This is a genomic window from Carboxylicivirga sediminis (genome assembly GCF_018156225.1).
In the GTDB taxonomy this organism is placed as follows: Bacteria; Bacteroidota; Bacteroidia; order Bacteroidales; family Marinilabiliaceae; genus Carboxylicivirga; species Carboxylicivirga sediminis.
In genome coordinates, this window is the sequence record NZ_JAGTAR010000008.1 from 12,725 (window position 1) to 27,425 (window position 14,701).

The 14,701-nt window shown below is 38.9% G+C and carries 11 protein-coding genes; 9 read left to right on the forward strand and 2 right to left on the reverse strand.

The features are described 5' to 3' along the window. The first annotated feature begins 124 nt into the window (after positions 1 to 124). The 3 genes from KDU71_RS06695 (at position 125) to KDU71_RS06705 (ending at position 3,195) form a co-directional block, all read left to right on the forward strand. The gene (locus tag KDU71_RS06695; RefSeq protein WP_212189148.1) at positions 125 to 1,309 is read left to right on the forward strand and encodes a C1 family peptidase; all 1,185 of its coding nucleotides are present in this window, start codon (positions 125 to 127) and stop codon (positions 1,307 to 1,309) included. A gap of 80 nt (positions 1,310 to 1,389) precedes the next feature. Then, positions 1,390 to 1,974 (forward strand): cysteine hydrolase family protein, encoded by a 585-nt coding sequence (locus KDU71_RS06700; protein WP_212189149.1) that lies wholly within the window; start codon positions 1,390 to 1,392, stop codon positions 1,972 to 1,974. A 486-nt stretch (positions 1,975 to 2,460) separates the two neighbouring features. Further along, complete coding sequence (locus KDU71_RS06705) at positions 2,461 to 3,195, forward strand: hypothetical protein (RefSeq protein WP_212189150.1); 735 nt, start codon at positions 2,461 to 2,463, stop codon at positions 3,193 to 3,195. Positions 3,196 to 3,285: 90 nt separating this feature from the next. On the opposite strand, the gene pheT is transcribed toward KDU71_RS06705, so the two are convergent. Both pheT and KDU71_RS06715 read right to left on the reverse strand, forming a co-directional pair. Next, a complete protein-coding gene (gene pheT, locus KDU71_RS06710; RefSeq protein ID WP_212189151.1) occupies positions 3,286 to 5,736 on the reverse strand; it encodes a phenylalanine--tRNA ligase subunit beta in 2,451 nt (816 codons plus the stop codon). 167 nt (positions 5,737 to 5,903) lie between these two features. Then, positions 5,904 to 7,199, reverse strand: a complete 1,296-nt coding sequence (locus KDU71_RS06715) for a tetratricopeptide repeat protein (RefSeq protein WP_212189152.1) — start codon at positions 7,197 to 7,199, stop codon at positions 5,904 to 5,906. 96 nt (positions 7,200 to 7,295) lie between these two features. Here KDU71_RS06715 and surE point away from each other — a divergent pair, with 96 nt between their 5' ends. The 6 genes from surE (at position 7,296) to mnmA (ending at position 14,691) form a co-directional block, all read left to right on the forward strand. Next, positions 7,296 to 8,078, forward strand: coding sequence for a 5'/3'-nucleotidase SurE (gene surE / locus KDU71_RS06720; protein ID WP_212189153.1), 783 nt, complete (start codon positions 7,296 to 7,298; stop codon positions 8,076 to 8,078). A 301-nt stretch (positions 8,079 to 8,379) separates the two neighbouring features. Then, complete coding sequence (gene lpxB / locus KDU71_RS06725) at positions 8,380 to 9,525, forward strand: lipid-A-disaccharide synthase (protein ID WP_212189154.1); 1,146 nt, start codon at positions 8,380 to 8,382, stop codon at positions 9,523 to 9,525. A 15-nt stretch (positions 9,526 to 9,540) separates the two neighbouring features. Next, on the forward strand, positions 9,541 to 10,272 hold the full coding sequence (gene gldF, locus KDU71_RS22990; protein WP_244828252.1) for a gliding motility-associated ABC transporter permease subunit GldF: 732 nt from the start codon (positions 9,541 to 9,543) through the stop codon (positions 10,270 to 10,272). 9 nt (positions 10,273 to 10,281) lie between these two features. Next, positions 10,282 to 11,976 (forward strand): gliding motility-associated ABC transporter substrate-binding protein GldG, encoded by a 1,695-nt coding sequence (gene gldG, locus KDU71_RS06730; RefSeq protein ID WP_244828254.1) that lies wholly within the window; start codon positions 10,282 to 10,284, stop codon positions 11,974 to 11,976. Positions 11,977 to 12,198: 222 nt separating this feature from the next. Next, positions 12,199 to 13,326, forward strand: a complete 1,128-nt coding sequence (dnaN, locus tag KDU71_RS06735; RefSeq protein ID WP_212189155.1) for a DNA polymerase III subunit beta — start codon at positions 12,199 to 12,201, stop codon at positions 13,324 to 13,326. Between the two features lie 162 nt (positions 13,327 to 13,488). Beyond that, on the forward strand, positions 13,489 to 14,691 hold the full coding sequence (mnmA, locus tag KDU71_RS06740) for a tRNA 2-thiouridine(34) synthase MnmA (RefSeq protein ID WP_212189156.1): 1,203 nt from the start codon (positions 13,489 to 13,491) through the stop codon (positions 14,689 to 14,691). Positions 14,692 to 14,701 lie beyond the last annotated feature (10 nt).

Below are 14,701 nucleotides of genomic sequence, written 5' to 3' on the forward strand. Positions count from 1 at the left end.
TTTATTGAGCTGAATAATATCATTCATCTTTCTGTTCAACTTTATTTAATTTGTCAGCGTTGAAGTTAAATGCATTCCTTTATCAGGGTGTTATCGTTAAATCTATTGCAATAAATATTAGCTTATGAAATTATTATCAACAATGCTACTGGGTCTGATTTGTTTGGCTGTGGTTGCACAAGACCAAACAGAAGGGTATCAGTTTGAAACAATCTACGATTTAGAGGCAACATGTGTGAAAGATCAGCATCGTTCAGGAACATGCTGGAGCTTCTCGGCTTTAGGCTTCTTCGAATCGGAAATGATTCGAATCGGAAAAGAGCCAGCTAACCTTTCAGAGATGTTTGTGGTACGTCACTGCTATGCTGACAAAGCTGAGAAATATGTGCGCTTGCATGGTTCATTAAACTTTGGCCCTGGTGGTGCATTTCACGATGCTGTTTATGTAATGAAGAATTATGGTATGGTACCTGAGGAGGCATACGCGGGATTAGAATATGGTGAAGAATCGCACGTACATGGTGAAATGGATGCCGTTTTGAAGAATTATGTTGATGCTGTTATTTCAAATAAAAACAAGAAGCTGAGTACAGCCTGGAAAAAAGGATTTGACGGTACTTTAGATGCTTACCTAGGTGAGTTACCTCAATCTTTCGAAGTTGACGGTAAAAGCTATACCCCTCAAACCTATATGAAAGAGAGAGTAGGTCTTGATATGAATGACTACATTCAGGTATCTTCGTATACGCATCATCCAACCTACGAAACGTTTATTATTGAAGTGCCAGATAACTGGTTGTGGGGTGAAGTTTACAACGTAACATTAGACGACCTGATGACTATTTTTGAGCATTCACTTGAGAATGGTTATACAATTGGCTGGGCTGCCGATGTTAGTGAAAAAGGATTTTCACATACTAATGGCGTAGCAATTGTACCAGAAAGTGATGCAAAAGAGATGTCAGGTTCAGAGCGTTCGCGCTGGGAAAGCATGTCACGTGCCGACCGTAATAAGATGCTTTATAGCTTCGATAAACCTGTAAAAGAAAAGGTAATTACTGCTGAAATGCGTCAGGAAGCATACGATAACTATCAGACTACTGATGATCATGGAATGCAGATTACAGGTATGGTGAAAGACCAGAACGGTAACAAGTATTTTAAAGTGAAAAACTCATGGAATACCAACAATAAATATGATGGCTATTTCTATGCGTCAGAAGCTTTTGTAAAATACAAAACCATGTCAATCATGATTAATAAAAATGCATTGACCAAAGACCTCAAAAAGAAGCTTGGAATTAAGTAATCAGATATTGATTTGATAAACAAAAGGGTGGCGAAAGTCACCCTTTTTTATTTAATTAGGCTCACACTAACAATAGTATTATGAGAACAGTCATTATTCTTATAGCAATTATCTCAAGTTTCTCTTATTTAAATGCTCAGGAGCCTGATAAAACAGCACTTATTCTGATTGATATTCAGGATTTCTATTTCGAAGGAGGAGCTGTGGAATTGGTAAATGCTCAAGTAGCCGGTGAGCAAGCACAGATGCTTTTGCAGTTATTTCGAGATATGGGCCTGTTGGTTGTTCATGTGAAACACAAGGCATCAAAAGGGAGTGATATTAATAAAGTCGTTTGGCCTTTAGAAAATGAGAAAGTTATTGAAAAAACGGAGGTCAATGCGTTTATAGGTACTGACCTGAAAGAGTACCTCGATGCTCATCAGATAGAACATATAGTGATGGCTGGTATGCAAACGCATATGTGTTTAGAAGCAGGAGTGCGTGCTGCCGCTGATTTTGGGTATAAAGTTTCAGTAGTGGAGGATGCTTGTGCCACCAGAGATTTAAGCTACAATGGTGTAGTTATACCTGCGGAACAGGTTCACTTTTCCACCTTGTCCACACTCAGAAGTTACGCCCATATAATGAAGCAGGAAGTTTTTCGGGAAAAATTTTTGAATTAATGAAAAAAGCTTCATATTTGTATTTGTTAAAATGTGTGAACAAAAAGTTCTGGAAGCATTTTTAGAATTTAGAATTACAAAATCGCGTTAAAAAAGTTTAAAAGATTGCGTTTAGTGCAATAAATATGGAACTTTATTTATGCGAATTGAGTATAAAGATTTATGAAGCTTTCTTCATAAGTTAGGGTTAAGGTTAGGTTGAAGAAGGAATGTTTGAAAAGTCAAACATTCCTCTTTTTTTTATATATGCCGAAACTATTTAGCTTTAAGTGTGTTCTAATATTAATTTAAGATTTTTTCATAGATTTGGATTTTGAGTTAAGGTTAGAAGGAAAAAAGGAGTTGGCTATCAACTCCTTTTTTTTATTGCTCTTGATTACTACTAATTTTTCAATAACTACCTTGTGTTGAGAAACTTTATTTGAATATTAAACTGATTCTGATAGTTTATTGTATATTTGTCTTGGGGAATTATAAAATATCAGTATGAATCGGGGAGTTTGTTACATTTCAAGCATTTTTCTAAGTGTTTTGTTATGTTTTAGTATCTGTACGCATGATGCGAAAGCAGAAGGTTTATCCAAAAGAATAGTTAAATCAGCTGTCAACGTTTCAGGCAATGAACATGAGAATCTTTATGCAACATCAACTAATAGCTTATTTGAACTGAATTGTGTTTCAGATGGAGTTATTACACTTACCAATACTGACAAGGATATGAAAAGAGGTGTTGTTACGGTATTCTGCAAAGAGATGAAGGAAATACTCTTGCAGGCGACTCTTAATAGTAATGAATCGACCACGTTTTATTCGGTTAACAATTGCAAGTGTTTTATTAGTTGGGCTTTGAGGGGTGAAGGGGATACGCTAACATGGTCCGTAAAGCAGGATTTTCTTGAAGGTTTGTCGGAGCGGAGTGCAATACAGATAGAGCCAGGTATGCAGGAAGTAAGTCATTTGGATAACATGGATAAGTGGTTTGTGTTTACTGCAACTAAGAATGGACAGGTTAGAATCTCAACAGTCGGCTTAACAGGTGAAAATACTACTCTATTTGTCTATAAGGACAGTGCTGAGCAAATGATTAGTTCCAGTAATTATGCTGCTAATACATTGCAGTCGGAAGCTGTAGTTAGTGTTGAGGCAGGGTGTTCATATCTAATAAAGTGGAGTAGCGCCTTCACCAATAAAAGCTACAGTTGGAATCTAACTTATCTATAATGAAGTAAAAGTTAGTGATTGAAAAAATAGGATAAAAAAGGGCGAAACATAGAAGTTTCGCCCTTTTGATTTATTCTCTATGTTGAATGATTATTTTCGGATAATGGCCTCTAACTCCCGTTCGTAGGTGGTCATCAGTTTTTTCATAATCTTATCAATCTGCTTATCATTAAGCGTTTTCGACTCATCCTGAAGGATAAAGCTTACTGCATAAGATTTCTTTCCTGCTCCAAGTTTTTCTCCTTCAAATACATCAAATAATGAGATGCGTTTCAGTAGTTTTTTCTCGGTTTTCTGAGCGATGGCTTTAACTTGCTCAAATTTGATGTCTTTATTCAAAACAAGTGCTAAATCACGCTTCACTTCAGGGAATTTTGAAATTTCAGTATAGGTAACAGTTTTCTTAGCACTTTTCTTCAGAATAATGTCCCAATTAATTTCTGCAAAATAAACAGGTACATCAATGTCAAAAGCCTTTAATAGTTTACTGTTCACCATGCCGTAGTCCACCACTACCTTATCACCTTGTTTCAGGCAGATGCCTTCTGAAAATAAGTCTGATTCAGTTGAGTTTTCGTCGAAATCAATAAACGATAGCCCTAGTCTTAAGAGGATATTTTCCAATTGATTTTTCAGGTCAAAGAAGGTTACCTTCTGTTCTGGGGTGTTCCAGTTGGTTGCCGCTTTATTTCCAACCATAAAAATGGCCAGACGCTGCGTTTCGTTGTAGTTATTTAAATCGGTTTTATTTCCTGTATTGAAATGATAGGTGTTGCCGTATTCAAATAGTTTTAAGTCACTGTTACGGCGGTTGATGTTGTGGCTGATTGATTCCAGACCACCAAATAACAAGGTTTGGCGCATGCCATTTAAATCGTTGCTAAGTGGATTGGCTAACTCAACCACATGCTGACGTGGGTAAACATCTAACGTTTCATAGTATGATGCTTTTGTCAGTGAGTTACACATGATTTCACTAAAACCTTGAGCTGTTAACTGGTTGGCCACTGTGTTTTTCAGCTTATGGTCATCCGGTTTCTGAGAATAAACAATCGTGCTATTAACCGAAGATGGCATTTCAATGTTGTTGTAGCCATAAACTCTAAGAATTTCTTCAATAACATCAGCTTCGCGTTGCACATCAACACGGTAAGGAGGTACTGAAAGCTTCAGTCCTTCTTCTGTTTCATTAATAATAGCAATATCAAGAGCGCTTAAAATACTTTTTATAGTTTCTTGTGAAAGGTCTTTGCCAATTAAGCGTGTGATATTGCGGTAGGTAACATCAACTTCGAAATTTTCAATCTTAGTCGGGTAGATATCTGTAATTTCGCTTGAGATAGTCCCTCCAGCTACTTCCTTAATTAGTAAGGCTGCTCTTTTCAGGGCGTAAATGGTCATGTTAGGATCCACGCCACGCTCAAAACGGAAACTTGCATCGGTGCTTAATGTATGGCGCTTAGCCGTTTTTCGAACCCAAACTGGATTAAAGTAGGCACTTTCCAAAAATACCTTTGTTGTTTTTTCACTTACTCCACTTTTCAGCCCTCCAAATACGCCGGCAATACACATGCCTGCTTCTGCATTGCAAATCATCAGGTCGTTTTCCGAAAGTTCACGCTCTTCTTCATCCAGAGTCTGGAAAAGGGTACCGTCAGCCAGTGTTTTTACAATAACCTCGCTGCCTTTTATTTCATCCCCATCAAACGCGTGTAATGGCTGTCCAACTTCGTGTAGTACAAAGTTAGTAACGTCAACCACATTATTAATTGGGCTCAAACCAATGGCTTTAAGTTTGTTTTGTAACCATTCAGGTGACTCTTTTATGGTGATGTCGCTGATAGTTACTCCACAATATCGCGGACAAGCATCTGTATCTTCAACTGTTACTTTAACCTCATAGTTGTTGTTGTCAACCTTGAACTCATCAACAGAAGGCAGCTCTAATTTTACATCATCCTGATGTTGTTTTAGGTAAGCCGCTAAGTCGCGAGCGACACCGTAGTGTGAAGAGCCATCAACACGGTTGGGTGTTAAATCAACTTCAATGGCTGTGTCATTTTCAACCTTAAAATAGTCTTTGGCCAAGGTGCCAACCTGAACTTCGGCTGGAAGAACCATTATACCATCATGGCTGGCGCCTAATCCTATTTCATCTTCGGCACAAATCATACCCATTGATTGCTCACCTCTGATCTTAGATTTCTTAATGGTAAAGCTCTCGTCTCCGCTGTAAAGCACTGCACCAACAGTAGCTACAACTACCTTTTGACCAGCGGCCACATTAGGAGCACCACACACGATGGGTAATGGTTCGCCATTGCCAATATTAACAGTGGTAACGCTTAGTTTATCTGCGTTAGGGTGTTTTTCGCAAGTTAAAACTTCACCAATCACCAGGCCTTCCAAACCACCTTTAATAGATTGAACTTCTTCCATGCTTCCCACCTCTAATCCGAGGTCGGTAAGTATTTCAGATATTTTCTCTGGTGCTAAATCAACGTTGAGGTAGCTTTTAAGCCAGTTGTATGAAATATTCATTCGTCTAAAATCATTATGTGTTGAACATCAAATCGATACATACTATATCGAATAGCATCTTTCAAAAAGAGCAAACAAAAGTAATGATTTTGAGGGCTGTAAACTAATTATTTGATGGTGATTTTATACGTAAAACAAGAGATTGATAGTGTTAGAAATGTTATTGCTTAAATTATTCGAAGCTCGAAGTTTTCAAAGATGTCTGGTTCAATAAAAATGTACTTCAGTGTCTTTTTACTAAGATTGCACTTGGTGCGACGGATAACTATTAAAACGTTAGTGCCTTTTTCATAGAGATAAATGAAGTCCATTTCCTGACCTCTAAAGAAACCCTGATTACGGACAATGTGCTGCTTTATCTCCTGTCGGGTAAAGTTGCCTTTGGGAGGGATACCGTTGTCCATATCGGGCTCACCATTTTCATCGGTTGTGTATTTTTTGTAAAAATAGGCGATAGAATGCGACAAATAATCAGTTTCGTATGGTTTAATTAAATTGAAAAAACGATTAGGACCGCAATTGTTTTCGATGAAGTAGTTAATATCTTGCTTTAATGTGTAGTTAGAACAAAACATGCTGGCCGAATCAGCGTGTTTGCAGGCGGCCTCAAAGTTCCTGTTTTCATTAGCAATGTAGGCAGATAGTAACTGAGCCCAGGTGTTTCTGGGGTCGAGTTGTTGTAAAAGATGAATATCACTTATGGCTTCTTCATATTGATGCAGATTATAATGAATCCACGAGCGTTGTTGGATGTAATAGCTCTTGTTCGATAAATTGATAGCATTGGTAATGTGTTCCAATGCCTTTGTGGTGTCAGCCCTGAAAACGTATTGCTGACTCATTTGCGATTGAAGATAAGCATTGCTAGGTTCTTTGCCTAAAGCTTCACTTAACAGGTGAAAAGCTTCATCTGCTTTCCCTTCGTATGATACTTCTTTGGCTTGTTGGTATAGCTTTTGTGCTTCAGGATTGGTTATGGAAGCTTCCTGCTGAAGGTTAATTAAGCCAATTTTGATGCCTGTTAACGGGGGGCTTTGTTTAATTGTATTCACTATTTGATAGCCCAAACTCATATAGAATGGAATGAATAACAAGGTTAGTATCTGAGAAATATTTGAGATGTTAGACAATATTTGAAGTTCTTTATTCTGGTGTTTGTACCATTGGCGAAGGCCTGCAAGTGAAAATATTATCAAGGCAATGAAGCCAAGTGTGAATCCTTTAGTAATCAGGTTGAAATGGATGCTCAACAAAAGCAGGATACCCAAAAGTGTTAATGTGATGGGGATAAACCTGTGAGATTGGTGGCGGAAGATTCTTAATGCGTTAAAGAATATGGTGATAAGAAGTACTGCCTGTACATACTCAATGTCAATAAAATAATGCGCGCACAAGCTGCTAATGATTATTAAGACAAGGGAAAGAAAAGAAGTAATACTGTCCAGTAAATTTGCAGATTTCATCAAGGGTTCAATTTTAAATTTCGGGTAATAAAGGGTAAATGCTTATCAGATATTGTTCATTATATCTATCTTTGATAGGCTAAAATTAATCTTTATATGTCGAAAACAGAAAAGGAACGGCCGCTGATTTTGGTCACCAATGATGATGGTATCAAGGCCAAAGGGCTGGAGTCGTTAGTGAAGATGTTGAAGTTATTTGCCGATGTGGTTATTGTCGCTCCCAATGAGTCGTATTCGGGTATGTCACATGCTATTACGGTAAAAACACCACTTTATGCCAAATTGGTTAAAGAGAAGGACGGTTTGCAACTATATAAGGTTAACGGAACGCCGGTTGATTGTGTGAAACTGGCGATAAATGTATTGTTGCCACGTAAGCCTGATTTATTGGTGTCAGGTATTAATCATGGTACAAATTCAAGTATTAGTCTTCATTATTCAGGTACAGTTGGAGCAGCGCGCGAAGGAGCGCTTAATAAAATTCCGGCTGTGGGTTTTTCTCTCTTAAATTACAGGCATGAGGCTGATTTTACAGAAGCAGTGAAGGTGGCAGAGCATGTTGTTAAATCAATTTTAGGGGATAAATTGCCAAGTGGTACTTTCTTAAATGTAAATATTCCGGATGTGAGTCCGGTAAAAGGAGCCAAGGTAGCCCGACAGAGTAAAGGGCGATGGGTTGAGGAATTTGTTGAGCGACAGGATCCGCGAGGAAGAAACTACTATTGGCTGACCGGGCATTTCGAAAATCTGGAGCCTGAAGCAAAAGATACCGATGAGTATTTGCTGGGGAAAGGGTATGCCTCAATTGTGCCGTGTCACCTCGATGCGACAAATTTTAACCTTTTATCATACCTGAAAGAACAGAACTATGAATTGTAAATGTAACAAGCTTTATATAGGCATGTTAGTTGGTATATTATTGCCAGTAATTATGTCTTTTGCCTTGTACTATTTTTTGTATCGGGGCCATTTGAGCTATTGGCCGTTTCTTAATCAAATGGTAAGGATGGGGAGTATCGGAAAGTTATTGAGTATAAGTGTGCTTCCTAATCTTGTTGTCTTTTTAATTGCGGTTAATAAAGAGCGTCTTCTGGCCGCTCGTGGTATTGTTACATCTACCATTATATATGCAATTGTGGTTATTGCATTCAGATTTTTATTTTAGAAAACAACAGGTAATATGCGCTATTATATCATTGCCGGCGAGGCTTCCGGCGACCTGCATGCCTCTAACTTAATGAAAGCTTTTAAAGAGCAGGATGCTCAGGCTGACTTTCGTTACTGGGGTGGTGATTTAATGAAAGAACAAGGCGGAACGCTTGTGCGTCATTATAAAGACACAGCGGTAATGGGGCTTTGGGATGTATTAACCAATTTAAATTCCATTAAAAAGAACTTCAAGCTCTGTCAGGAAGATATCTTGGATTACCAGCCTGATGTGTTGATATTGGTTGATTATGCAGGGTTTAATTTGCGTATGGCTAAATTTGCCCATAGGCACAATGTTTTGGTATATTATTATATATCACCCAAGATATGGGCCTGGAACCAAAAGCGTGTTAAAAAAATTAAAGCCACAGTTGATCGCATGTTCACCATCCTTCCTTTCGAAACAAAGTTTTTTGAGGAGCATGGGGTAGAAGTACAGTATAGTGGAAATCCGGTGCTGGATGCCATTGCCAATCGCGACAACAAAGATGAATCTTTTGAAGATTTTGTGGCAAGAAACCAATTGGATAACCGACCAAAAGTGGCACTGCTGGCTGGTAGCCGTAAAGGCGAGATAAGCTATAATTTGCCTGATATGTTGGAGATGGTGGATAAATTTCCGGAATTTCAGTTTGTTATTGCTGGTGCACCATCATTTGCAGTTGAAGAGTATCAGCCATTTATTAAAGACAAAGATGTGGCGGTTGTATCTGGACAAACATACCAGCTATTGCAGCAGGCCCGGGCGGCATTGGTCACATCTGGAACTGCAACGCTTGAAACAGCATTGTTGAATTGCCCGCAGGTGGTTTGTTATAAAATGTGGGGCGGAGGCTTTACCGATTTTGTTGCCAAAAAGATATTGATTAAAGTACCTTATATATCGTTGGTTAATCTGATTTTAGACAAGGAAGCCGTTTTAGAATTGTTTCAGAAAGACTTTTCATTGAATAAATTGGAACGTGAACTTGATTTGTTGTTGCAGGATAGCCCTCGCAGAAATGAGATGCTGGCCGATTATGATGAGTTGCACCGCAGAATGGGTGGCCCTGGCTCCAGCGCACGTACGGCCAGTCTAATGCTTGAAGCCCTTAAAAAAGATCAAATGCACGCCTGATAAAAAGGAAGTTAGATGTTCGCACTGTTTAAAAAAGAGTTAGTCACATTTTTTAGTTCCATTACCGGAGCGCTGGTTTTGTCTGTTTTTTTATTGGTCACCGGTTTGTTTTTGTGGGTTATACCAAACGATTTAAATATTATCTATGGAGGGTACGCTACCCTGGAGTCGTTGTTTTATTTAGCACCATGGGTATACCTGTTTTTAGTTCCTGCGGTTTGTATGCGCCTGTTTGCCGATGAAAAAAAGATGGGAACATTAGATGTGTTGCTGACGAGACCAATTTCAGAGATGCAAATTGTGTTTGGTAAATTTCTAGCGGGTTTAGCGGTTGTTCTGATTAGTCTTTTACCAACATTGATTTATGTTTACAGCGTTCAGCAGTTAGGACATCCGGTTGGTAATATGGATTTGGGGGGCACGTGGGGATCATACATTGGTCTGGTGTTTCTGTCTGCTGTTTATGTGGCTATAGGTGTATTTGCGTCCTCATTAACCGATAATCAGATTGTGGCTTTTGTATTGTCCGTGTTGCTATCCTTTATGTTTTATTCTGGATTTGATTCATTGGCTGCTATACCTAGCCTTGTGGCGTATCGCGATACCATTAGCTATTTGGGAATTGATAGCCATTATCGCTCTCTCAGTCGTGGGGTTATTGACTCCAGAGATATTGTTCACCTGGTATCTTTAGTGTTCTTCTTTTTATATATTACTAAACTATCGTTAATGCGTTCAAAACGCTAGTTATCTATTATGAATAAGCGTATCCAACATTCAAATAAACTGGTTCAATTAGTCACTGTATTATTCGGATTAATGGCAGTGGCCTGGTTAAGTAAGCAGCTGTTTTTTCGTGTTGATTTGACTTCGGAGAAACGTTACACCTTAACAGAAACAACGCGGCAGTTTATGCAAGAGCTGGATTCTGATTTGTATGTAAAGGTATACCTGGAGGGGCAACTGAATAGTGGCTTCAGGCAGCTATCAAATGCTTCACGTGAGATGCTGGAAGAACTTAAAGCAGAAGCTGGCCATAATATGCAGTTTGTATTTATAAATCCTGATGACCATAATAGCAAGGAAAAGAAAGCGCTTATTGAGGAATTGGCTGAATATGGTTTTGAACCGCAAAATGTGTTTGAATCTGGTGAAGATGGTCGGCAAATTCAATCCTATGTTTTTCCGTATGCACTGGTTTACTATGAAGATCGCATTGTTGGAATCGACCTGCTGGAGAATCTGCCTTCACGCAGTGGAGCTGAAAACTTGAATATATCAATTGAGAGCCTGGAGTATAAGCTGACAGAGGCATTTAAGCGTCTGTCTAGCGAAGAGCGGCCTAAAATTGCTTTTTTGGAAGGGCACGGTGAGCTTGATGAACTTGATGTAATAGAGGCAACAGATGCTCTTTCGGCCTTTTATCAGGTTGATAGAGGAAAAATTGGGAATGATGCGTCAATCCTGGAAAGCTATGAGGTGGTGATAGTTGCAAAGCCCTCCACGCCATTTTCGGAGAAAGACAAATATGTGCTTGATCAGTATCTGATGAATGGGGGGCGACTATTGTTTTTTATTGATGCAGTAAATGTTACATTGGATAGCTTGCGCCGAACACCCCAAACAATAGGCTTGTATAATGATGTTAATCTTGATGATCAGTTGTTTAAATATGGTGTGAGAGTGAATCCGGTAGTGATTGAAGATGTGCAGGCCGGTCGGATACTTATGAATGCCAGACCGCAGGGACAGCCTCAATTAGTGCCAGTTCCCTGGTTGTATAGTCCGCTTCTGTCGTCCTCACAAAATCATCCGGTAACTCGCAATATAAATCTGGTAAGGGGCAGTTTTGCCGGGACGATCGATACAGTTGGTGGAAACTTGCAGCTTAGCAGGCAGGTGTTGCTTCGTTCGTCTCAATTTACAAAGGTCAGTCAGATACCGGTCTTTATATCTATGGCTGATGTTAATAGGCAGCCAAAGCAGGAGGAATTTCAGTCTCCTCACCAAACTGTTGCCCTTATTCAGGAAGGCATCTTTCCTTCAGTATTTGTTAATCGACAGGCACCGCAGGGCTTGGTTCAGTCAAAAAGCTTTGTTTCAGAAAGTAAATTCACCAGGTTGATGGTGGTAGCCGATGGGGATATTATTAGAAACGAAGTGAGGTTTAAAGACTCTAATCCGCAAATACTACCATTGGGTTTTGATGAAGGTTCCGGGCAGCAATATGGCAATAAGGACTTTATTGTTAATGCAGTTAATTATCTTTGTGATGATGATGGCTGGATGCAGTTGAGAGGACGCCATTTAACCCTTCGTTTGCTGGACAAGCAAAATCTATCGGAAGGCACTGCTTGGTGGAAGTGGCTGAATGTTGCACTCCCCGTGTTATTGGTCATACTTGGCAGTGCTTTGTTTACTTACTGGCGTTTTCGTCGGTTTGGCCGATAATTACCGATAATTTCCAAATGTCAGGTGCTCAAAATTGTTATTGTTTTTAGTTAAAACGGGGTGTTAATAACTCATGAAAAGTTAGTCTATTCATCCTTTTGAGCAGTAGTGTTTTTTAGTATCTTGCAACTTATGAATTCATTCATTTAAAAGAACAGGTGAAATCGTGTAATTATCTGTTTTTTTGATATATTTGATAAAAACTAATAACAGAATAATCATATGAAATTTGTTGTTTCCAGTACAGAATTACTATCGCATCTGCAAGCTATTAGTCGTGTGATTAGTAATAAGAGTACGTTACCAATCCTCGATAACTTTTTATTCGACCTGAAAGACAATAAGCTTGTTTTAACAGCATCTGACCTTGAAGTGACAATGGTGACTTCGTTGGAGTTAGATAATTCTGACGGGGAAGGTATTATTGCATTGCCATCTCGTATTTTATTGGAAACATTGAAGAAATTCCCTGAGCAGCCTTTAAATTTTGATATTAACATGGATACATTTGGTGTTAATATTATTACCGAAAAAGGTAAGTTTAGCATTGTTGGACAAGATGGGGCTGATTTTCCTGAGTTACCACAATTGGATGCTGATAAAAGTTCAAACTTACAGGTGGCCATCGATCTCTTGGAGTCAGGAATCAATAAAACATTGTTTGCAACGGCCGACGATGAATTACGTCCGGTGATGAATGGTATTTTGGTAGAGTTATCACCAGAGAATGTTACATTTGTTGCTTCAGATTCTCATAAATTAGTTCGTTATCGCCGCTTAGATGCGAAAACCGATTATTCAGCATCTTTTATTTTACCTAAGAAACCTGCGGGCTTATTAAAAAATGTATTGCCAAAGGAGAGTGGTGAGGTGGTTATTGAATTTGATGATAAAAATGCATTTTTCACCTTACCTAACTATAAGTTGGTTTGTCGTTTGGTGGAAGGTAACTATCCAAGCTACAATGCTGTGATTCCACAGGATAATCCGTATAAGGTGATAATTGATCGTAATGAGTTTCATAATACACTCGGTCGTGTGTCTATTTTCTCAAACCAAGCCAGTAACCTTGTTAAGTTGAAGTTAACTTCTGGTGAAATGGTCGTTTCAGCTCAGGATATTGATTTTAGTATCTCAGCACATGAGCGATTGACTTGCCAGTATGAGGGCGATGAAATGGAAATTGGTTTTAAATCTGGTTTCTTAGCCGATATTCTTGGAAATCTTAATTCAACTGATGTTATTCTCGAGTTATCCGATCCATCAAGGGCCGGTATTCTATTGCCATTTGAAAATGGTGAAAATGAGGACGAATTGATGTTGCTGATGCCAATGATGATCAACGTATAATATTTGTTTGTACTACATATAAGAGCCACTGTATGTTAGCATGCAGTGGCTTTTTGTATGCAACCAGCTGATGCTGGTAATGAGTTTGAAATTCATATTTCTCAATAGACAATAAAAAAATAGTATTTTTGTGCGCTAATTGGCAAGAAAGGAGAATAATAGATGCAGAAAAAGAAAGTTGTAATAGGCCTGTCGGGAGGTGTTGATTCAAGTGTTGCAGCATACGTGCTTAAAGAGCAGGGGTATGAAGTGATAGGCTTGTTTATGAAAAACTGGCACGATACAACTGGTGTGCTGAAAGCGGATTGTCCCTGGTTAGACGATCAGTTTGATGCTAAGGCGGTAGCTATGAAGTTAGGCATTCCGTTTCATACGGTTGACTTGAGTGACTTCTATCGTCAACGGGTAGTAGATTATATGTTTGCTGAATATGAAAAAGGGCGTACGCCTAATCCAGATGTGCTTTGTAATCGCGAAATTAAGTTTGATGTTTTTATGGATAAAGCATTGGAACTGGGGGCTGATTATGTGGCAACTGGGCACTATTGCCGAAAAGAAACTGTTGTGGTAAACGGGCGTGAAGTACATCGTTTGTTGGCCGGCAGCGATGATAATAAAGACCAGAGCTATTTTTTATGTCAGTTAAGTCAGGCTCAACTGGCTAAAGCCTTATTTCCTATAGGTGATATTGTTAAGCCCGAAGTAAGGCGTATTGCTAATGAACTTAATCTGATAACAGCACATAAGAAGGATTCTCAGGGTATTTGCTTCGTTGGTAAAGTGGATTTGCCTGTTTTTCTGCAACAGAAACTTGAGCCTAAAAAAGGCCGTGTATTTATAGTTGATAAAGACAGTGAGCTTTTTGTTAGGGACTGGAGTAAAGCTGAGATTAAAAATCCAGAGGATGAGGTATTGGAAGAGCTGTCAAAACCCTATGCTTTTCATCCGAAATATGGCAAAAAGATAGGCAATCATAATGGTGCACATTTCTACACTATTGGTCAACGCAAAGGCTTGAATATTGGCGGGTTTCCGGAACCGTTATTTATTATAGGAACAAATGTTGAGTATAATCAGGTGTATGCCGGAATGGGTAAAGAACACCCAGGTTTGTTTCGTAAGGTCTTGCGAATAATGCCAGATGAAATACATTGGGTGCGTGAGGATCTGGCTATGAATGTTGGGGATTCCCGACGCCTGAATCTGCGAATTCGTTATCGTCAACCTCTACAAAAAGGAATTTTACATTGCCGGGAGAACGGCATGTTTTTGGTGTTCGACGAAGCTCAAAGAGGCATAACAGCCGGCCAATTTGCTTCATGGTATGATAAAGATGAGTTGATTGGTTCAGGTGTAATTTCTTAATATTAGTGTT

Bases quoted from the DNA above. Each gene is read 5' to 3' on its own strand.
- pheT (WP_212189151.1), bottom strand. From the start codon at position 5,736: ATGAATATTTCATACAACTGGCTTAAAAGCTACCTCAACGTTGATTTA.
- KDU71_RS06700 (WP_212189149.1), top strand. From the start codon at position 1,390: ATGAGAACAGTCATTATTCTTATAGCAATTATCTCAAGTTTCTCTTAT.
- dnaN (WP_212189155.1), top strand. From the start codon at position 12,199: ATGAAATTTGTTGTTTCCAGTACAGAATTACTATCGCATCTGCAAGCT.
- surE (WP_212189153.1), top strand. From the start codon at position 7,296: ATGTCGAAAACAGAAAAGGAACGGCCGCTGATTTTGGTCACCAATGAT.
- KDU71_RS06695 (WP_212189148.1), top strand. From the start codon at position 125: ATGAAATTATTATCAACAATGCTACTGGGTCTGATTTGTTTGGCTGTG.
- KDU71_RS06705 (WP_212189150.1), top strand. From the start codon at position 2,461: ATGAATCGGGGAGTTTGTTACATTTCAAGCATTTTTCTAAGTGTTTTG.
- mnmA (WP_212189156.1), top strand. From the start codon at position 13,489: ATGCAGAAAAAGAAAGTTGTAATAGGCCTGTCGGGAGGTGTTGATTCA.
- KDU71_RS06715 (WP_212189152.1), bottom strand. From the start codon at position 7,199: ATGAAATCTGCAAATTTACTGGACAGTATTACTTCTTTTCTTTCCCTT.
- gldG (WP_244828254.1), top strand. From the start codon at position 10,282: ATGAATAAGCGTATCCAACATTCAAATAAACTGGTTCAATTAGTCACT.
- lpxB (WP_212189154.1), top strand. From the start codon at position 8,380: ATGCGCTATTATATCATTGCCGGCGAGGCTTCCGGCGACCTGCATGCC.
- gldF (WP_244828252.1), top strand. From the start codon at position 9,541: ATGTTCGCACTGTTTAAAAAAGAGTTAGTCACATTTTTTAGTTCCATT.